The sequence below is a fragment of the Pseudomonas sp. LPB0260 genome, assembly GCF_013388395.1.
Map to the genome: position 1 here is coordinate 3,507,278 of NZ_CP058247.1, position 19,487 is coordinate 3,526,764.

Annotated in this window: 17 protein-coding genes and 1 pseudogene; 16 read left to right on the forward strand and 2 right to left on the reverse strand. The window is 68.0% G+C overall.

All coding sequences use genetic code 11. The features are described from left to right. Positions 1 to 144 precede the first annotated feature (144 nt). From LPB260_RS15795 to LPB260_RS15815, 5 genes are all read left to right on the forward strand, one after another. Positions 145 to 954, forward strand: coding sequence for an alpha/beta fold hydrolase (locus LPB260_RS15795; RefSeq protein WP_208706769.1), 810 nt, complete (start codon positions 145 to 147; stop codon positions 952 to 954). Continuing rightward, positions 951 to 1,814, forward strand: coding sequence for an alpha/beta fold hydrolase (locus LPB260_RS15800; protein WP_208706770.1), 864 nt, complete (start codon positions 951 to 953; stop codon positions 1,812 to 1,814). The genes LPB260_RS15795 and LPB260_RS15800 overlap by 4 nt, the downstream gene beginning before the upstream one ends. A 51-nt stretch (positions 1,815 to 1,865) precedes the next feature. After that, positions 1,866 to 2,528 (forward strand): glutathione S-transferase family protein, encoded by a 663-nt coding sequence (locus LPB260_RS15805; RefSeq protein WP_208706771.1) that lies wholly within the window; start codon positions 1,866 to 1,868, stop codon positions 2,526 to 2,528. A gap of 8 nt (positions 2,529 to 2,536) precedes the next feature. Further along, a complete protein-coding gene (locus tag LPB260_RS15810) occupies positions 2,537 to 3,340 on the forward strand; it encodes a DUF4892 domain-containing protein (RefSeq protein WP_208706772.1) in 804 nt (267 codons plus the stop codon). A 126-nt stretch (positions 3,341 to 3,466) separates the two neighbouring features. Continuing rightward, positions 3,467 to 4,540 carry an AI-2E family transporter gene (locus LPB260_RS15815; RefSeq protein ID WP_208706773.1) on the forward strand — a complete coding sequence of 358 codons (1,074 nt, stop codon included), beginning with the start codon at positions 3,467 to 3,469 and terminating at the stop codon, positions 4,538 to 4,540. A 48-nt stretch (positions 4,541 to 4,588) separates the two neighbouring features. Here LPB260_RS15815 and LPB260_RS15820 read toward each other — a convergent pair whose 3' ends face one another. Then, complete coding sequence (locus LPB260_RS15820; RefSeq protein ID WP_208706774.1) at positions 4,589 to 5,611, reverse strand: patatin-like phospholipase family protein; 1,023 nt, start codon at positions 5,609 to 5,611, stop codon at positions 4,589 to 4,591. Between the two features lie 110 nt (positions 5,612 to 5,721). On the opposite strand from LPB260_RS15820, the gene selD reads away from it, so the two are divergent. From selD to LPB260_RS15840, 4 genes are all read left to right on the forward strand, one after another. Continuing rightward, positions 5,722 to 6,756: a selenide, water dikinase SelD gene (gene selD / locus LPB260_RS15825; protein WP_208706775.1), complete on the forward strand. Its 1,035-nt coding sequence runs from the start codon at positions 5,722 to 5,724 to the stop codon at positions 6,754 to 6,756. Further along, positions 6,756 to 7,856, forward strand: a complete 1,101-nt coding sequence (gene mnmH, locus LPB260_RS15830; protein ID WP_208706776.1) for a tRNA 2-selenouridine(34) synthase MnmH — start codon at positions 6,756 to 6,758, stop codon at positions 7,854 to 7,856. Before selD ends, mnmH begins: the two co-directional genes overlap by 1 nt. A gap of 81 nt (positions 7,857 to 7,937) precedes the next feature. After that, on the forward strand, positions 7,938 to 8,216 hold the full coding sequence (locus tag LPB260_RS15835) for a hypothetical protein (protein WP_208706777.1): 279 nt from the start codon (positions 7,938 to 7,940) through the stop codon (positions 8,214 to 8,216). Next, positions 8,216 to 8,824, forward strand: coding sequence for a flavin reductase family protein (locus tag LPB260_RS15840; protein ID WP_208706778.1), 609 nt, complete (start codon positions 8,216 to 8,218; stop codon positions 8,822 to 8,824). The genes LPB260_RS15835 and LPB260_RS15840 overlap by 1 nt, the downstream gene beginning before the upstream one ends. Positions 8,825 to 8,838: 14 nt before the next feature. Here the strand turns inward: LPB260_RS15840 and LPB260_RS15845 are convergent, their stop codons facing one another. Continuing rightward, positions 8,839 to 11,517: an HAD-IC family P-type ATPase gene (locus LPB260_RS15845; RefSeq protein ID WP_208706779.1), complete on the reverse strand. Its 2,679-nt coding sequence runs from the start codon at positions 11,515 to 11,517 to the stop codon at positions 8,839 to 8,841. Positions 11,518 to 12,683: 1,166 nt separating this feature from the next. Between LPB260_RS15845 and LPB260_RS29405 the strand changes: the two are divergent. The 7 genes and pseudogenes from LPB260_RS29405 to LPB260_RS15875 form a co-directional block, all read left to right on the forward strand. Then, positions 12,684 to 12,914 (forward strand): annotated as a pseudogene (locus tag LPB260_RS29405) (HAMP domain-containing protein); the annotation flags it as partial. Between the two features lie 141 nt (positions 12,915 to 13,055). Continuing rightward, a complete protein-coding gene (locus LPB260_RS29410) occupies positions 13,056 to 13,769 on the forward strand; it encodes a methyl-accepting chemotaxis protein (RefSeq protein ID WP_371926155.1) in 714 nt (237 codons plus the stop codon). A gap of 102 nt (positions 13,770 to 13,871) precedes the next feature. Then, positions 13,872 to 14,789, forward strand: a complete 918-nt coding sequence (locus LPB260_RS15855; protein WP_208706781.1) for a MoxR family ATPase — start codon at positions 13,872 to 13,874, stop codon at positions 14,787 to 14,789. A gap of 65 nt (positions 14,790 to 14,854) precedes the next feature. Beyond that, a complete protein-coding gene (locus tag LPB260_RS15860) occupies positions 14,855 to 15,742 on the forward strand; it encodes a DUF58 domain-containing protein (RefSeq protein WP_208709989.1) in 888 nt (295 codons plus the stop codon). Then, positions 15,739 to 17,733, forward strand: coding sequence for a DUF3488 and transglutaminase-like domain-containing protein (locus tag LPB260_RS15865; RefSeq protein WP_208706782.1), 1,995 nt, complete (start codon positions 15,739 to 15,741; stop codon positions 17,731 to 17,733). Before LPB260_RS15860 ends, LPB260_RS15865 begins: the two co-directional genes overlap by 4 nt. A 67-nt stretch (positions 17,734 to 17,800) precedes the next feature. Further along, positions 17,801 to 18,571: a CHAD domain-containing protein gene (locus LPB260_RS15870; RefSeq protein WP_208706783.1), complete on the forward strand. Its 771-nt coding sequence runs from the start codon at positions 17,801 to 17,803 to the stop codon at positions 18,569 to 18,571. Positions 18,572 to 18,679: 108 nt separating this feature from the next. After that, entirely contained in the window at positions 18,680 to 19,483 is an 804-nt protein-coding gene (locus LPB260_RS15875; protein ID WP_208706784.1) for an acyl-CoA thioesterase II, read from the forward strand. Positions 19,484 to 19,487: the final 4 nt, after the last annotated feature.

The following is a 19,487-nucleotide window of genomic DNA, read 5'->3' on the forward strand; positions in this document are numbered from 1 at the left end:
GCGGGGAGGGCGCTGTCGCCGAGCGCGGTGGCCGGCCTCCCTTGAAGTTTGACCGGAGTGTCGCCGTTCACTGGCTGATTTGTCGTTGCCGTTACCGCCGCGCTGCCGGACAATTTCCCCGTCTACCTGCAGAAGCCTGCCGCCATGCCCCAACCCGTATTCTTCGCCCATGCCAACGGTTTCCCTTCGGCCACCTACGGCAAGCTGTTCGCCGCACTCGCGCCGGACTACGAGGTCCGGCACCTGGAGCAGCACGGGCATGACCCACGCTTCCCGGTCAATGACAACTGGAGCAACCTGGTCGACGAGTTGATCCATCACCTCGAGGCGAGCGGTTCGCCGGCCTGGGGCGTGGGCCATTCGCTCGGCGGGGTGCTGCATTACCACGCCGCGCTGCAGCGTCCGGATCTCTATCGCGGGGTGGTGATGCTCGATTCGCCGTTGCTGACTCGCGCCGACCAGGTCGTCATTCGCGCGGCCAAGCGCTTCGGCTTCATCGATCGCATCACCCCGGCCGGACGAACCCTGGGGCGCCGCGAAGAGTTCGCCGACCTCGACGAGGCGCGCGGCTACTTCGCCGGAAAGTCGCTGTTTCGCAGCTTCGATCCGGAATGCCTGGATGCCTATGTGCGCCATGGCCTGCACGGCAACGGCGACAAGCTGCGCCTGCGCTTCGATCCAGCCACCGAGATCAGCATCTATCGCAGCGTGCCGCACACCAGCCCTGGGCGAGCGCAGCAGATGCAGGTACCGCTGGCGATGGTGCGCGGCCGTCACAGTCGCGTAGTGCTGCCGCATCACGCGCGGCTGGTGCGGCGGATGCCAAAGGGCGAGCAACTGACCCTGCCCGGCGGGCATATGTTTCCCCTGGAGCGCCCCCAGGAGACAGCAGCGTTGCTCAGGTCACTGTTCGCACGCTGGGCCGGCGAGACTTGCCGGGAGCAGTCGGCATGAGCCCGGCATTCGAGGAAGTGCGCCTGCGCCTGCCGCATATCGAACTCGCCGCGCACCTGTACGGCCCCGCGGACGGTCTGCCGGTCATCGCCCTGCATGGCTGGTTGGACAACGCCGCCAGCTTTGCCCGCCTGGCGCCCAAACTGTCGGGGCTGCGCATCGTCGCCCTGGACTTCGCCGGGCACGGCCACTCCGATCATCGTCCCGCAGGCGCCAGCTACGCGATCTGGGACTACGTGCAGGATGTCCTGGAGGTTGCCGAGCAGTTCGGCTGGCAGCGCTTCTCCCTGCTCGGCCACTCCATGGGGGCGATCGTCTCGGTGCTGCTGGCTGGTGCATTGCCGGAGCGGGTCGAGCGTCTGGCCTTGATCGACGGCCTGATTCCCTACACCGGCGAGGCCGAGGACGCGCCCCAGCGCCTGGGAGAGGCGCTCAAGGCGCAGATGGCCCTGACCGGAAAGCGCAAGCCGGTCTATGCCGAGTTCTCCCGCGCGGTGGAGGCGCGCATGCGCGGGGTGGGCGCGGTCAGTCGTGAGGCCGCCGAGCTGCTGGCGCAACGTGGCTTGATGCCGGTGCCCGGTGGCTATACTTGGCGTACCGATAGCCGCCTGACCTTGCCCTCGCCGCTGCGCCTGACTCGAGCCCACGTCATGGCGTTCATCCAGCGCCTGCAGTGCCCGGTCAATCTGGTGCTGGCGGAGCAGGGCCTGTTGGCGGCACATCCGCAGCTCGCCGAGCTGCTGGGCGAACGGCCCATCACCCTGAGCCGGTTGCCGGGTGGACATCACTTGCACCTGGATGACGAGGAGGGCGCAGCCCTCGTAGCAGACTGTTTCAAAGGATTCTTGCGCTCGCCTTGACTTGCCGAAGGCAACTGGGGAAAGGTGTGGCCGATTGCCATGGAGATTCGCATGATCGACCTTTACACCGCTGCCACCCCCAATGGCCACAAAGTGTCCATCGCCCTGGAGGAGCTGCAGCTGCCCTACAGTGTGCACACACTGAGTTTCGACAAGCGGGAACAGAAAGCCCCCGAGTTTCTCAAGATCAACCCCAATGGCCGCATCCCGGCCATCGTCGACCGTGGCAATGACGATTTCGCCGTATTCGAGTCCGGGGCGATCCTCGTCTACCTGGCCGAGCGCAGCGGACAGCTGCTACCCCAGGACGCCAAGGGACGCTCCGTCGTACTGCAGTGGCTGATGTTCCAGATGGGCGGCATCGGCCCGATGCAAGGGCAGGCGAACGTGTTCTTCCGTTATTTTCCTGAGAAGCTGCGAGGCGCCATCGACCGCTATCAACACGAGACCCGGCGACTCTACGAGGTGCTCGATGGCCGCCTGGGCGAGGCCGAGTTCTTGGCCGGCGACTACAGCATCGCCGACATCGCCAGCTTTCCCTGGGTGCGTAGCCATGAGTGGTCGGGGGTATCGGTCGAAGGCCTGCCCCACCTGCAGCGCTGGCTCACGGCGCTGGAAAACCGGCCGGCGGTGCAGCGCGGCCTGCTGGTGCCGCGCCGCGACCTCGATGAGGCCGCCACCGTGAAATCCGCCCAGTCGATGCTGATCCGATGAGGGCGGCCATGCGCAGTCTCAGTTTGCTCGCCGCGCTCTTGGTCAGCATGCCGGCTTGGGCGGCAGATCCGCCCGGCAGTCGTGATCTGGAGGTCCTGCCGCGCTTTCCCGGCGCGCGGATCGTCGCCTTCGCCGAGACCGGCGAGGAGGAACGGGTCTACCCGCAAGGGGCAATCCGTCGCATCAGTGGCAAGTTGCGCTACGAGCAGGAGGTACAGGCCAAGGGCCAGCTCACCTCGGTGACCTACGAGCTGCCCCGCACCCATACCGCCGACGAGGTGTTCACCGCCGCCCGTGAAGCCCTGCAGGCTCAGGACGCCGAATTGCTCTACTGGTGCCAGGGGCGCGAGTGCGGTGCGAGCAACCTCTGGGCCAATGCGGTGTTCGGTCGCGCCAAGCTGTATGGCTCCGACGATCAGCAGGCCTATGTGCTGATGCGCCTGGCCGAACCGCGTCAGGACAGTCTTGTCGCGCTCTACAGCATTACTCGGGGCAATCGCCGTGCCTACCTGCACGCCGAGTTGCTGAGCGCGGATGCAGGGCTGGCCGAGGTGCTCCCAACCCCCGCGACCCTGTTGCGTCAGTTGCGCAGCAGCGGCGAGCTGCGCCTGGCCCGGCAGGCCGAGCCGAGCCCGGCCTGGTCCCGTCTGCTGGCGCGCAGCCTCAACCTCGACAGCACCTTGCGGGTCAGCCTGAGCGGCGCCCAGGCCGAAGCCTGGCGCGAGGCCCTGGTCGAGCAGCGGGTGCGCGCGGCGCGCCTGGAACTCGGCGACGGCGAGGTGCCCGGGCTGCGCATCACCGTGCTGCGCTAGGGCGCAGGCTTGAGCGCGCCGGCTTGCCGGCGCCCGAGCCTGCCGGCATGCTCTCTCCTTTAGCCGTCCAGCGCTGCCTAGGCCCGCGTCGGGCGGCGTCCTTCGATTGCTTGCGGAGCCTCGCGAATGCTCAATAACGACCGCCTGCTGGTGCAGATCCTGCTCCTCGGGCTTCTCGGCGCCAGCCTGTGGGTGCTCGCCCCGTTCTGGTCGGCGCTGTTCTGGGCGGCGGTGCTGGCCTTTGCCAGTTGGCCGCTGATGCGCCTGCTGACCCACTGGCTGAAAGGCCGGCAGGCCGCGGCGGCCGGCTTGCTGACGTTCGGCTGGGTGGTCCTGGTGGCCGTGCCTCTGATACTGCTGGGTTTCAACCTGGCCGACCACGTGCGTGACGCCACCGCCCTGATCAAGGGGCTGCAGGTCGAAGGCCTGCCGCCGCCTCCCGGCTGGCTGGGCGGCTTGCCGCTGGTGGGGGAGGCGCTGCTGTCGGCCTGGCAGACCGTCGATCAGCAGGGCTCGGCGTTCTTCGCCACCCTGCGGCCTTACCTCGGCCAGGTCGGCAACTGGCTGCTGGCGCGCAGCGCGCAGATCGGCGCTGGCGTGCTGGAGCTGGCCCTGAGCCTGCTGCTGGTGTTCTTCTTCTACCGCGATGGCCCGCGCCTGGCGGCCTTCGTCCACAGCCTGCTCGACCGCCTGATCGGTGTGCGCGCGGATCACTACCTGGAGCTGGTCGCGGGAACGGTGCAGCGGGTGGTCAACGGGGTCATCGGCACCGCGGCCGCCCAGAGCCTGCTGGCGATGATCGGCTTCTACATCGCCGGCGTGCCCGGGGCGCTGCTGCTGGGCATCGTCACCTTCGTCCTCAGCCTGATCCCGATGGGCCCGCCGCTGGTCTGGGTGCCCGCAACGGCCTGGCTGGCCAGCCAGGGCGACTATGGTTTCGCGATTTTCCTCGGCATCTGGGGCTTCTTCGTGATCAGCGGCGTGGACAATATCCTCAAACCCTACCTGATCAGCCGCGGCGGCAATCTGCCGCTGGTGGTGGTGCTGCTGGGCGTGTTCGGCGGCATCCTCGCCTTCGGCTTCATGGGCCTGTTTCTCGGCCCGACGGTGCTGGCCGTGGCCTACAGCCTGCTCAGCGACTGGGTGGCGAACAAGGCGCCGCCGCCTGGCGAGGGGCCGCCGGCCGGTCTCAACCTCTAGCGCCAGTGCATGGCGCGCGGCGCATCCGTTCGACGGTGCGCCGCGCCCTCAGTTGTCGCCGCGTTCGTACTTGTCCAGCGCCTCGCGGGCGATCATCTGCCCGAGCATGACCAGCTCCGGGGCCTTGTAGAACTCGAAGAAGCGGCAGGCGCGGCGGGGTACGTTGATCAGGATGTCCGGCGGGTAGCCGGCGATCTTGTACTGCGCCAGGGAGGTCTGCATCACCTCGAAACTCTGGTTGATCAACTCCAGCAGGGACGCCGGTCCGCTCATGTCGGCGACCCGCGAGCCGCTGGCGGACTTGGTCGCGGCGGCGCTTTCCGGCTCTTCGGCGGGTTTCCGGGGCGCGTCCGGACTGACGGCCGCGGCGCTCTGCGGGTCGTCCAGCAGCAGCAGCTCATCGCCGTCCTCGCCATCCTTGCGGCGGAAGGAGGGCAGGCGTGAGCCCAGCGAGGTCATCATCTGGTCGAAGCGGCCCTTGAGCGCCAGTGGCCGTTCGATGACCGGCAGTTCGTAGTGCTTCTGGTTGGTCGAGTTGAGGTTGACCGCGACGATCAGGTCGCAATGGCTGGACACCACCGGCACGATCGGCAGCGGGTTGAGCAGGCCGCCGTCGACCAGCATGCGCTTGCCCTGGACCACCGGAGTGAAGAGGCTGGGAATCGCCGCCGAGGCACGCATAGCCTGGTGCAGGCAGCCCTCCTGGAACCAGATCTCCTGCTGATTGGTCAGGTCGGTGGCCACCGCGGTGAAGGGGATCGGCAATTCCTCGATATTGATCTCGCCGACGATATCCCGGATCTGGCCGAAGACCCTTTCGCCGCGAATCGCGCCGAGGCGGAAGCTGACATCGAGCAGGCGCAGCACGTCCAGGTAGTCCAGGCTCTGGGTCCATTCGCGATATTCCTTGAGCTTGCCGGCCGCGTAGATGCCGCCGACCACGGCGCCCATGGAGCAGCCGGCGATGCAGGCGATCTCGTAGCCGCGCGCTTCCAGTTCCTCGATCACCCCGATGTGCGCGTAACCCCGCGCACCACCGGCCCCCAACACCAGCGCTACTCGCTTAGTCATCTCGCTCCCCCCGTAACGCTTTGTTTTATCAACATACTCGCGCCAATCGTCGCCGCCAAGGTGGCATTTGCTAGAATGCCGCCGCCTGTCGACCCGATTAGTGAGATGTGATGAGCGCGCCCATTCGTTTGACCCAGTACAGCCACGGTGCCGGCTGCGGCTGCAAGATTTCCCCCAAGGTCCTGGAAGTGATACTCGCCGGCAGCGGCGCGCAGAACCTCGATCCGCGCCTCTGGGTCGGCAATGCCTCGCGTGACGATGCCGCGGTGTACGCCATCGACGAGGAGCGCGGCGTGGTCTCCACCACCGACTTCTTCATGCCGATCGTCGACGATCCCTATGATTTCGGCCGGATCGCCGCGACCAACGCGATCAGCGACATCTATGCCATGGGCGGCGACCCGCTGATGGCCATCGCCATCCTCGGCTGGCCGGTCAACGTGCTGGCCCCGGAAGTGGCCCGTGAGGTGATCCGCGGCGGGCGCGCGGTGTGCGACGAGGCGGGCATCCCCCTGGCCGGCGGCCATTCGATCGATGCGCCGGAGCCGATCTTCGGCCTGGCGGTCACCGGCCTGGTGCAGAAGGCGCACATGAAGCGCAACGACACCGCCCGCGCCGGCTGCAAGTTGTACCTGAGCAAGCCGCTGGGCATCGGCATCCTCACCACGGCGGAGAAGAAGGCCAAGCTGCGCGCCGAGGACGTCGGCCTGGCGCGCGACTGGATGTGCACCCTGAACAAGCCAGGCAGCCGGTTCGGCAAGCTCGTCGGCGTCAGCGCCATGACCGACGTCACCGGCTTTGGCCTGCTCGGCCACCTGGTCGAGATGGCCGACGGCAGTGGCCTGACCGCGCGCATCGAGTTCGCCAAGGTGCCGCGCCTGGAGGGCGTCGACTACTACCTGGAGCAAGGCTGCGTGCCCGGCGGCACCCTGCGCAACTTCGACAGCTACGGCGACAAGATCGCGCCGATGGCCGAGCCGCACAAACTGCTGCTGTGCGACCCGCAGACCAGTGGCGGCCTGCTGATCGCGGTCACGCCCGAGGGCGAGGCGGAGTTTCGCGCGGTCGCCGCAGAGCTGGGCCTGGCGCTGGAGCCGATCGGCGAGTTGCTCGAGCGCCAGCAGCACGCGGTCGAGGTGCTGTGATGCGTGACAATACCAGCGACTATCGCCAGCTGTTTCTCGATGGGACGCCGATGATGGACGCCCGGGCGCCGGTGGAGTTCGCCAAGGGCGCGTTCCCCGGGGTGGTCAATCTGCCGCTGATGGACGATGTCGAGCGGCAGAAGGTCGGTACCTGCTACAAGCAGCAGGGCCAGAATGCGGCCATCGAACTGGGCCACCAGCTGGTCAGCGGCTCGCTCAAGGCCGAGCGCGTCGCCGCCTGGGCGGCCTTCGCCACGGCCAATCCGAACGGCTATCTGTACTGCTTTCGTGGCGGCCTGCGCTCGCAGATCGTCCAGCAATGGCTCAAGAGCGAGGCGGGCATCGACTACCCGCGGGTAATCGGCGGCTACAAGGCGATGCGCAGTTTTCTCATCGGTACCACCGAACAGGCGCTGGCCGAGTGCCAGTTCGTCCTGGTCGGCGGCATGACCGGCACCGGCAAGACCGAGGTGATCGCCCAGCTGGACAACAGCCTCGATCTGGAAGGCCACGCCAACCACCGGGGCTCAAGTTTCGGCAAGCGCGCCACCGGGCAGCCGGGGCAGATCGATTTCGAGAACGCGCTGGCCATCGACATCCTGCGCAAGCGCGCGGCGGGCCGGCAGCAGTTCGTCCTCGAGGACGAGGGACGGCTGATCGGCCGTTGCTCGCTGCCGCTGGAGCTGTACCAGGGCATGCAGGACTTTCCGCTGGTGTGGCTGGAGGACAGCCTGGCCGGGCGTACCGAACGCATCCTCAAGGACTACGTGACCGACCTGTGCGCCGAGTTCGTCGCCCAGTTAGGCCCTGAGGCCGGCTTCACGGCCTTCGCCGAGCGCCTGCAGCAGAGCCTGGCGAATATCCTCAAGCGTCTGGGCGGCGAGCGTTACCAGCGTCTGGCGGCGATCATGGATCAGGCCCTGGTGGAGCAGCAGCGCAGTGGCGCGGTCGACCTGCACCGTGGCTGGATCGAGGCGCTGCTGGTGGAGTACTACGACCCGATGTATGCATACCAGCGTGAAAACAAGGCCGGGCGCATCGAGTTCGTCGGCGAGCAGGCGGCGGTGCTGGAGTATCTGCGGCAACGGGCCAATCCGTAGGGCAGGGCACTTTTGCCGCAGCTTGCCGTCATAATCGAATCAATTGCGTCGTGATCGTTTTCGTCTAAGGGAGTCTGCGAAATGAAAGCCTGGATCTGTTTACCGATGATTGCCCTGGTACTGGCCGGTTGCGCCGGCAAGACCGCCTATCGCGACAGCTGCGCCAGTCAGCTGGACGCCGCCTGGCGTGAGCTGGACCTGGCCAAGGCCGAAGGCTTTGCCGGGACCGTCAGTTACTCCAAGGCCCTGTCGCTGCTGACCGCGGCCAAGACCCAGCAGCAGTTCGAGGCCTACGAAGGCTGTACCAGCAAGTCGGAACGGGCGCGCTTCTATATCCGCGAGTCGCGGGCGGGACGCTGATGCTCATCGATTTCGCCGACCTGACGCCGCTGGAGGCCTACCGCTGGCTGGCCTCGACCGTGACGCCACGGCCGATCGCCTGGGTCTCCAGCCTGTCCGCCGAGGGCGTCAGCAACCTGGCCCCCTTCAGTTTCTTCCAGGTGATCAGCGACCAGCCGCCGACCCTGATGGTCAACGTCGGCAGTCGTGACGACGGCAGCCTGAAGGACACCCTGCGCAACGTGCAGGCCACCGGCGAGCTGGTCATCCAGCTGGTGTCCTTCGCCCAGGCCGAGGCGATGAACGCCAGCGCGGCGATGCTGGCCCACGGGGTCAGCGAGTTCGAGCATTGCGGCATCGCCAGCGAGCCTTCGCTGAAGGTCAGGCCGCCGCGGGTGGCCGGCGCGGTGGTGACCTTCGAATGCGCCCTGGCCGAGGCCATGCCGTATCCGCGCGAGCGGCCCAACTGCCACCTGGTCTTCGCCCGGGTGTTGCTGGCGCACGTCGATGACGCCGTGCTCAACAGCCAGGGGCGGGTGGATGCGGGCAAGCTGGACCTGGTCGGCCGCCTCGGCGGCGCGTCCTACACCCGCACGCGCGAGTTGTTCGAGCTGCAGCGCCCTTCCTGAACGTTTGCATCGGCTCAGTTGGCGAGCCGGCGCAGCAGCTTCTTTTCCAGTTCGACCAACCCGCAGACCAGCATCGCCACCAGCAGACAGGCGGCCCAGGCCAGCGGCGGCAGCGCCGCAGTGGCGAACAGCTGTTGCAGGCCGGACCAGTAGGTGAAGGCCAGCTGCAGGCCGATCAGCAGCAGCACCATGCTCCAGATCATCGGGTTGTCTCGCAGGCCGAAGCGCGGCGGGCCCAGCAGTCGGCGGCTGCTGAACAGATAGCCGATCTCGCAGGCCACCAGGCCGTTGACCGCCAGGGTACGGCTGGCCTCGAGGCCCAGACCCAGCTGCCCGGCGCTGAAGAACAGGCCCAGGCAGGCGAAAGTCATCAACAGGGCGATGAACAGTACCCGCCAGAGCAGCCGACGACTCAGCAGGGGCGCGCGCGGGTCCCGCGGCGCACGCCGCATCAGGTCCTCCTCGGCCGGCTCGAAGGCCAGCGCCAGGGCCAGGGTGACGGCGGTGATCATGTTGACCCAGAGGATCTGCAAGGGCGTGATGGGCAGGGTCAGGCCCATGGCGATGGCGCTGAGCAGCACCAGGGCCTCGCCGCCGTTGGTGGGCAGGATGAACAGGATGGTCTTCTTCAGGTTGTCGTAAACGGTGCGACCTTCCTCGATGGCGTGGGTGATGGTGGCGAAGTTGTCATCGGCCAGCACCATCTGCGCGGCTTCCTTGGCCGCCTCGGTGCCCTTGATGCCCATGGCCACGCCGATATCGGCGCGCTTGAGCGCGGGCGCGTCATTGACCCCGTCGCCGGTCATCGCCACCCGCGCCCCACCGGCTTGCAGGCGCTGCACCAGGCGCAGCTTGTGTGCCGGGCTGGTACGGGCGAACACCGTGGTCTGCGCCAGTCGTGCGTCCAGTTCGGCATCGCTCAAGCGATCGAGTTCGGCACCGGTCAGCGGGGCGCCGCCGCCCAGGCCGAGTTTCTCGGCGATGGCGCGGGCGGTGCCGGCATGGTCACCGGTGATCATCTTCACCGCGATGCCGGCGCGCCGGCATTCGGCGACGGCCTCGATGGCCTCCTCGCGGGGCGGATCGAGCATGCCGACCAGGCCCAGCAGGATGAAATCGCCTTCCAGGTCCGCATAGGTCAGTTCCTGCTGGGGGCCCGGCAGGGTACGCAGGGCCAGGCCAAGCATGCGCAGCCCTTCGCCTGCGCCTTGTTCGAGTACCGCGTGCCAGTGGCGCTGGTCCAGGGGTTGGTCGCGACCCTCGAGCCACTGTCGGTTGCACACTTCCAGCAGGCGTTCCGGCGCTCCCACCAGGTAGATCAGCCCGTGCCCGCCATGGTCATGGTGCAGGCTGGCGGTGCAGCGTCGCTCGCTGTTGAAGGGGATCATGTCGGCCCGCGGCAGGTTGCCCAGTTCCTCGTCACGCTGCAGGCCCAGCTTGCCGGCCAGGGTCAGCAAGGCCGCCTCGGTCGGGTCGCCGCTGATCTGCCAGCTGTGCTCGCGCAGAGCGAGGCTGGCGTCATTGGCCAGCAGGCCGGCGCGCGCCAGCTCGCGCAGGTCGGCGCTATCCGCTGCCTGGCCGTTGCCGTCGACCCGGACGCTGCCCTCGGGGGCGTAGCCGAGGCCGCCGACGCGATAGTGGTGGCTGCTGGTGAATACCTGCTGCACGGTCATTTCGTTGCGGGTCAGGGTGCCGGTCTTGTCCGAGCAGATCACGCTCACCGAGCCGAGACTCTCCACCGCCGGCAGGTGGCGAATGATGGCCTGGCGTCCGGCCATGCGTCGCATGCCGAGGGCCAGGATGATCGTCAGCACCGCGGGCAGGCCCTCCGGGATGGCCGCCACCGCCAGGCCGACCGCGGCCATCAGCATGTCTCTGGGGCTGTAGCCGTGCAGTTGAACGCCGAAGGCGAAGGTGACGAGCGCCAGCAGGAGGATGAGCAGGGTCAGGTGCCGGGCGAAGCGCGCCATGTCGGCCAGCAAGGGCGTCTGCAGCCTGATGACCGCGCCGAGCATGCGGCTGATCTTGCCCAGTTCGGTGCGCCCGGCGGTCGCCACCACCACGCCGCAGCCGTTGCCGGCGATGACCAGCGTGCCGGAATAGGCCATGCAGCGCCTGTCGCCCAGGCTGGCGTCTGGCTTGACCGCTTCGATCTGCTTGTGCGTCGGCACGGATTCACCGGTCAGCGCCGCTTCATCGATGCGCAGGTCGCGCGCCGCCAGCAGGCGCAAGTCGGCCGGCACGCGGTCGCCCGCCTCCAGCAGCACCAGATCGCCGGCGACCAGTTGCGCCGCCGGCAGCTGTTGCATCACCCCGTCGCGGCGCACGCGGCTCTGCAGGCTGACCAGTGCGGAAATCGCCCGCATGGCCTGCTGCGCCTTGCCTTCCTGGATGAAGCCGACGATTGCGTTGACCAGCACCACGGCGAAGATCACCGCGCTGTCGAGCCATTCGCCGATCACCAGGGTCAGCAGCGCGGCCAGCAGCAGCACATAGATCAGCAGGTTGTGGAACTGCATGGCCAGGCGCTTCAGTGGCCCGTCCAGGGCCGGCTCGGGAAGGCTGTTGGGGCCATTGGCGTCCAGCCGCCGTTGCGCCTCGGCGGCACTGAGCCCGTCGTCGCCGACCTCCAGTTGCTGCAGGCTGTACTCTGTCGGGCGTGCGTGCCAGTCCCGGTCGCGCGATGGCGTCATGGCAATCTCCTGATCGTGCCCTTAAGCCTAGGCCGTCGTGCGACGGCAAGCCTTGGCCTGGATCAAGGCCCGCCGCATTCCGCGCATTCCGGCGTATCTTCGGTGGCCTGCCGACGGGCGCCGCGTCAATCGAACAGCGGTACGCAAAGCGACCAGGGCATAACAAAAGCGACCGGGGTTGAAGAGCACTGCTTGTTGTCGCTAATGCTTGCTCCTATGTTGCCGACACAGAGCCAAACGACCCGAGATCGTTAAACCGTCATCCTGTTGGAAAGAAGGGGAAAACTATGTGGACTGCCCTGCAGCGGCGCGTTGCCAGTCTGAGCACGGCGAAGAAACTGGCCCTGGGCTTCGGCGTGGTGCTCTCGCTCACCCTGTTGGTCGCGGCGACCGGGTTCTCCGCGCTGCGCGATGTCTCGATGCGCTCGGATCTGCTCGAGCGCATGAGCACCATCGGCACCGAAGTGCAGCGCATGCGTCGCAGCGAACAGCAATTCGCCCTGACCGGCGATGTGCAGCACGCCACGCGCCTGCATGAGCAGGCCCAGGCGATCCTCGCCAGCAGTACGGCCCTGCAGCCCGAGCTGCCGTTGGAGGAGCGCCAGCTGCTGGCAGAGGCCGACGGCGCCATCGGCGAGTACGAGGCGGCCTTCAAGCGCTATGTCGAACTGACCGACAACATGCGCCTGTCCCTCGACGGCGCCAACTGGCTGGTGGTCAGCGCAGCCAACAGCCTGGACCTGCTCAAGGACGGCCTGGCCGAGGACGGTATCGACCTGCTCAAGAGCAGCCAGGGTCTGGAGGGCGACGAGTCGGTGGTGCAGGCCGGGCAGATCAGCAAGATTCACCAACTGCTGCTGCAGGCACTCGACCAGGCGCGGGTGCGCCTGGAAGAAAGCCGCAGCTCCGGCGAGGCGGCGCAGACCGCCATCCAGGAGGCCCTGGACGCGCAATCCCTGGCCGGCGAGCTGCGCGACGCCATGGCCGACCCGGGCTACGCGGCGGTGCTGGCCGAGGTCATCGGCAACGTCAACTCCTTCAATGACCGGCTCAAGGAGTACACCGGCCATCTGCAGGCGCAGAAGCAGGAGTATGCACGCCTGGTGGAGCAGGCCGAGCGCATCCTCGCGCTGGTCGATCAGGCCCATGACCATCAGAAGGAAGGCATGCAGACGCAGTTGCAGGCCAGCACTTGGCTGATCTTCGTGGCGGCGGCGGCGGCGCTGCTGATCGGCCTGGTGGCGACCTTCGTCATCAGCCTGTTGATCGTTCGCCCGCTCAAGCAGGTGATACTGCAGGCCCAGCAGATCGCCGGGGGGGATCTGCGCGCGCGCATCGAGGTGACCCGCAGCGACGAGGTCGGCCAGCTGCTCGGCGCCATGCAGGGCATGTCGAACAACCTGCGCGAGATGGTCGGCCGGCTGCAGGACGGGGTGACGCAGATTTCCACATCGGCCCAGTCGCTGTCGGCGAGCACCGAGCAGACCCGCCGCGGGGTGAATGGGCAGAAGGAAGAAACCGACCAGGTGGCCACTGCCATGAGCGAGATGACCGCCACGGTGCATGAGGTGGCGCGCAATGCCGAGGCCGCCGCGGCGTCCACTGCCCAGGCCGACACCCGGGTCAATAGCGGGGTCCAGGTGGTGCACCAGACCCTGAAGCGCATCGAGGAGCTGGCCGCGGCGATGAACACCACCACCCAGAGCATCGAGCGCCTCAGCCAGGACACCCAGAGCATCGACTCGATGCTGGACGTGATCAAGAGCGTCGCCGAGCAGACCAACCTGCTCGCCCTCAACGCCGCCATCGAGGCCGCACGCGCAGGCGAGCAGGGGCGTGGCTTCGCCGTGGTGGCCGACGAGGTGCGCGCCCTGGCGCGGCGTACCCAGGAGTCGACCACGGAAATCGAAGGGCTGATCGCCACCCTGCGCGAAGGCACCCGGCGCACTGTCACGGACATGCGCCAAAGCGGTGCGCTGGTGGAGCAGGTGGTGCAGGATGCCAACCAGACCGAGGGGGCGTTGGCCGCGATCGCCGAAGCGGTGACGCAGATCTTCGAGATGAACCAGCAGATCGCCGCGGCGGCCGAGGAGCAGACCGCGGTGGCCGAGGAGATCAATCGCAGCGTCACCTCCATTCGCGATATCGCCGACCAGTCCGCCGCGGCCATGGACGAGTCGGCCAACTCGAGCATCCAGCTGGCCGAACTGGGGCTTGAACTGCAGGGCATGGCGGGGCACTTCCGCCTGTAACGAGGCGCGATTCGCGCACAGATTGGTGAGCAAAGGTTACAAGGCGCTTTGCCCAGGACGCGCCGGCCAGTAGCATCGAAGCACTTGCCTGGGGAGTGATGGATGCGTACGAAACTGGATGCCTGCCTGCACGCGGTGAATCAGGTGGTATTGGGCAAGGAGACCCAGGTGCGCCTGGCGCTGGCCTGCCTGCTGGCTCGCGGCCACCTGCTGATCGAAGACCTGCCGGGGATGGGCAAGACCACCCTCAGCCATGCCCTGGCCAAGGTGTTGGGCCTGAGCTTCCAGCGCATCCAGTTCACCTCGGACCTGCTGCCCGGCGACATCCTCGGCACCTCGGTGTTCGACCGCGACACCGGGCAGTTCGTCTTCCATCCCGGGCCGATCTTTGCCGAGCTGCTGCTCGCCGACGAAATCAACCGCGCCACGCCGAAGAGCCAGAGCGCGCTGCTGGAAGCCATGGAGGAGGGCCAGGTGACCATCGAGGGCGCCACGCGGCCATTGCCCGAGCCCTTTTTCGTCATCGCCACGCAGAACCCGGTGAGCCAGGGCGGCACCTTCGCCCTGCCGGAATCCCAGCTCGACCGCTTCCTCATGCGCCTGTCGCTCGGTTACCCGGCCAAGGCCGCCGAGAAGGTCCTGCTCCTGGGCGATCCACGGCGCGCGCTGTTGCCGCGCCTGCAACCGTTGCTCGATCACGCCGGCCTGGCGGCGATCCAAGCCGAGGTGCCGAACGTGCGGGCCAGCGATGCCCTGGTCGATTACGTCTTGCGCCTGGTCGAGGCCACCCGCAGCCAGCCGCAGTTCGCCTGGGGCCTGTCACCACGCGCCAGCCTGGCCCTGCTGGCGGCGGCCCGCGCCTGGGCCCTGCTGGATGGCCGTGACTATGTGATCCCCGAGGACGTGCAGGCGGTGTTGCCCTCGGTGGTGGGGCACCGCTTGCGCGAGCGCGCCGACCCGACCGGGCACGGCGGAGGTGCCCTGGTGCAGTGGCTGCTGCGTGAGGTGCCGGCACTTTGATCGGGCTGTTCAAGCCCTACTGGAGCCGCTGGCTGGCGCGGCGCATCCCGGCGGCCAGCAGCGTCATGCTCGATCAGCAGAAGATCTTCATCCTGCCGACACGTATCGGTGTCACCTATGTGCTGGTCCTGGTGTTGATGCTGCTGGCGGCGATCAACTACCAGAACAGCCTGGCCTACGGCCTGACCTTCCTGCTTGCGGCGGTGTTCTTCGTCGCCATCCTGCATACCTACCGCAACCTCGCCGGGCTGGTCGTCAACGCCGGCGGGGCCGCTGCGGTATTCGTCGGCGAGCAGGCGGGCTTTCGCGTGCGCCTGGAGAGCCGGCGCCGGGCGCACCAGGCCATCGGCCTGGGCTGGGGCAAGCACGACCTGCAACTGCTCGACGTGCCGGCCCAGGGCAGTAGCGAATGCGAGCTGAGCCTGGCGACGCAGCGGCGCGGTTGGCTGCGGCCTGAGCGCCTGCGGGTCGAGAGCCGTTTCCCGCTGGGCATCCTGGTGGCCTGGAGCTGGCTCGACCTGGATCAGGCGTCGCTGGTCTACCCGCGCCCGTTGCAAGGCGAGCTGCCGCTCTCGCCCGACGGCGCCGACGAGCAGCAGGAACAGGGCCGGCACGCGCAGGGCTATGGCTGCGACGATTTCCAGGGGCTGAAGGACTATCAGCCCGGCGATTCCAAGCAGCGCCTGCACTGGAAGGCCTATTCGCGCGGCCTGGGCCTGCTGGTCAAGGATTTCTCGACCCTGAGCGGGCGCGACCCGCAGCTCGATTTCCAGGCCCTGGACGGGGACGTCGAGTCGCGCCTGTCGTTGCTCTGCCATTGGGTGCTGGAGCTGTCCGCTCGGCAGCAACCCTTTGCCCTGCGCCTGCCGGGCCGGGCCCTTGCTCCCGACAGCGGCGAGCCCCATCGCGAGGCCTGCCTGCGGGCCCTGGCGCTGTTCGGAGCGCCGCGGTGAGCGCGCAACCGGCCATCCCGCGCGTCAGCCTGAGCTGGCTGCTGGTCGCCCAGGTGTTGGTGATCGTGCCGCACCTGGGCCATCTGCCGCTGTGGGTCAGCGTTCTGTGGCTCGGCTGCGCCGCCTGGCGCATCCAGATCTTCCGCATGCGCGCGGGGTATCCCAACGCCTGGGTCAAGGCACTGCTGATGCTGCTGGTGGCCGCCGGCGTGTGGTTCTCCCGGGGCAGCCTGGTCGGCCTGGATGCCGCGGTGGTGTTGCTGATTGCCGCCTTCATCCTCAAGCTGCTGGAGATGCGCACGCGGCGCGACGCCCTGGTGCTGATCTTCCTCGGCTTCTTCGCCGTGGTCACCGCCTACCTGTTCGATGACGGCATGCTCGCCGCGCTGTTCAGCCTGCTGCCGGTCACCGCCTTGCTCGCCGCCCTGATCGGCTTGCAGCAGAGCGCCCTGGCCACCCAGCCCTGGCCGACCGCCCGGCTGGCGGCGAGCCTGCTGCTGCAGGCGCTGCCGCTGATGCTGCTGCTGTTCATCTTCTTCCCCAGGCTGGGGCCGCTATGGTCCCTGCCGATGCCTAGCGACAAGAGCGTCAGCGGCCTGTCCGACAGCATGGCGCCGGCGGATATCGCCGAGCTGAGTCGTTCGGGCGCCCTGGCCTTTCGCGCCAGCTTCGAGGGCGAGGTGCCGCCACGCAGTCAGCTGTACTGGCGTGCGCTGACCTTCGAACGCTTCGACGGCCGCCGCTGGTCGCAGTCCGCTGCGCTGCCGCCCGCTGCACCGGCATGGGAGAAACGCGGCGAGCCACTGCGCTACGAGATCGTCATGCAGCCCAGCGCCCAGTCCTGGCTGTTCGCCCTGGATGTTGCCGAGACCACCCTGCAAGATACGCGGCAGCTGGCCGACTTCCGCCTGCAACGCCAGCAACCGGTCGAGCGCAGCCTGCTGTACAGGGTGACCTCCTGGCCGGAGGCCTTGCGCGAGCCGGACGGCCTCGGCAGCGAGATGAGCCTGGCTCGCGCCCTGCAACTGCCCCCGGACGGGGACCCGCGCAGCCGCGCCTGGGCCCTCCAGCTCAAACGCGATCATCCTCAGCCCGAGCGCCTGGTACAGGCGTTGCTCGCCCACTTCAATCGGCAGCCCTATGTCTACACCCTGCGGCCGCCGACACTGGGCGCCAACAGCGTCGATGAGTTTATCTTCGACAGTCGCCGTGGCTTCTGCGCCCACTACGCGGGCGCCATGACCTTCGTCCTGCGGGCGGCCGGCATCCCGGCGCGGGTGGTGGCCGGTTACCAGGGCGGTGAGTACAACCCGAGCGGGCGCTACGTGCAGGTGCGCCAGTTCGATGCCCATGCCTGGGTCGAATACTGGCGTCCGGGGGCTGGCTGGGCGAGCGTCGATCCGACCTTCCAGGTGGCGCCGGAGCGCATCGAGCAGGGGCTGGAGGCGGCGCTGGCCGAGGAGCAGAGCTTTCTCGAGGGTTCGCCATTCTCGCCGCTGCGCTATCGCCAGTTGGCCTGGCTGAACAAGTTGCGCCTGGGCTGGGACGGCCTCAACTATGGCTGGCAACGCTGGGTCCTCGGCTACCAGGGCGCCCAACAGCTGCAACTGCTGCAGCGCTGGTTCGGCAACCTCGACAGTGGGCTGTTGGCGCTGAGCCTGGGTGGCGGCGGGGGCCTGTTGCTGGGGCTGCTGGCGCTTGGGCTGTTCAAGCCCTGGCGCCGCGAGCGTGACCCCCAACGCCTCGCCTTCCTGCGCTTCGAACGCCTGCTGGCCCGCCATGGCGTGCAGCGGCAGGCGGGCGAGGGGCCTCGCGCTTACGCCCAGCGCGCGGCGCAGGCCTTGCCCCGACAGGCTGGGGCCATCGACGCCTTTGCCTGCGCCTTCGAGGCGCAGCGTTATGGCCGTGAGGATGGGTCGCCGGCGTTGCTGCGTCGGCGCCTGAGCGAGCTCAGGCGCGCATTGCCTTGGCGTTTCACGCGCCGGCGCTGAGCGTGGCGACGTCGGGTGAGGGCGGGAAGCGCGCTACTCTGCAGGCAGGGCAGAGCGAGGAGTGTTGATGGCAGCCGTTGTCGATAAGGTACTCGAGCAGGTGCTGACGCAGCAGGTCAGGCTCTATGCATGCCGCGAGCGCCTGGTCGCCGCCACCGACCCCGAGGCGCTGCACGACCTGCGCATCGCCCTGCGCCGGTTGCGCAGCCTGTTGCGTCCGCTGCGCGGCCTGTCGGCCATCGATAGATTGCAGGCAAGCGCGGTGGCGCTCGCTCGCCTGAGTGGGCCGCTGCGCGATCTGGAAGTGCTGCTCGGGCATCTGCGAGACCTCGAAAAGGCGGACGCCCTGGCGCGCCGCCTGCCGCAGCTGCGGCGGGGCTACGTGGCGTTGCTGGAAAGCCGTGAGCTGCAGGCGCTGTTCGATGCCCTGGACGACTGGCCGCAGCAATGGCACCGGGCCCAGGCCGACAAGCAGCTCAAGGGCGTCGAACGGCAGGTACGGCGCCGCCTGACCAAGCAGCGGCGCTTGCTCGGCGCCACCCTGGCGGATGTACGGCATGATCGTCATCGCCTGCGCCTGCTGATCAAGCAGGTGCGCTACGCTGCCGAGGCCTATCCCGGGCTGGGTGGCGTATCGGCCGAAGCCCGCGCGCACCTGAAACAGGCACAGGCGGCCCTGGGCGACTGGCACGATCGCCTGCAGTGGCTGCTGCGGGCCGAGCAGGAGCCAGATCTGGCGCCTTGCGTGGCCATCTGGCGCGCCGAACTGGACAGGGCCGAACGCTCCGCGGATCAGGCGCTGCTGCAATTGCAGGCGGACTTCCCCGCGCCCGCCTAGGGCTCGCGCATATCCCGCGGTATTTGGCCGAAGCGCCCTAGCGCTGCCCTATCAGCCGGGCCAGGCTATCCCCTAAGATCACCCCAGTATCGTTATCCCGAGGTGGTCATGACCTTTTCCGAGTTGCTCCAGGCCGTTCGTACCAACCCCGAAACGCTGCAGATTCCCGCAGCCTGGGCTCAAGGGCGGGCCAGTTTTGGCGGCCTGGTGGCGGCGCTGGTGTATGAGGCCATGCGTGCCCGGGTACCGGACGGACGGCCGGTGCGCTCCCTGGCCGTCACCTTCGTCGGTCCGGTGGAGCCCGAGGTGCCGGTCAGTTTTCAGGTCGAGGTGCTGCGCGGAGGCAAGGCGGTCAGCCAGGTGCTGGGGCGTGCGGTGCAGAACGGCCAGGTGGTCACCCTGATCCAGGGCAGCTTCGGCGCCGCGCGGGAGTCGGCCGTCGCCGTCACCGCCGAGGCGGCGCCACAGATCAAGCCGGTAGAGGAATGCCAGGAGCTGCCCTATATCCGCAACGTGACCCCGGAGTTCACCCGTTTCCTGGCCATGCGCTGGGGCATCGGTGGTATGCCGTTCACCAATAATCCGTCGCGGCAGATGGGCGGCTGGGTCCGCCTGCGCCCAGCGGTCGAGGGTGAGGTGCAGGCGCTGGACGAGGCGCACCTACTGGCCTTGGTCGACGCCTGGCCTCCGGCCGTACTGTCGCACCTGCGGGCGCCAGCGCCGGGTAGTTCACTGACCTGGACCATCGAGTTCATCCAGCCGCTGGCGGCGCTGACAACTCTCGACTGGTGTCGCTACCGCGCGCACATCGAGCACGCCCGCGACGGCTACGGCCACATAGCCGCGGGCCTGTGGGGGCCCGACGGCGAGTTGCTGGCGATCAGCCGGCAGACCGTGACGGTATTCGGCTAGTCGC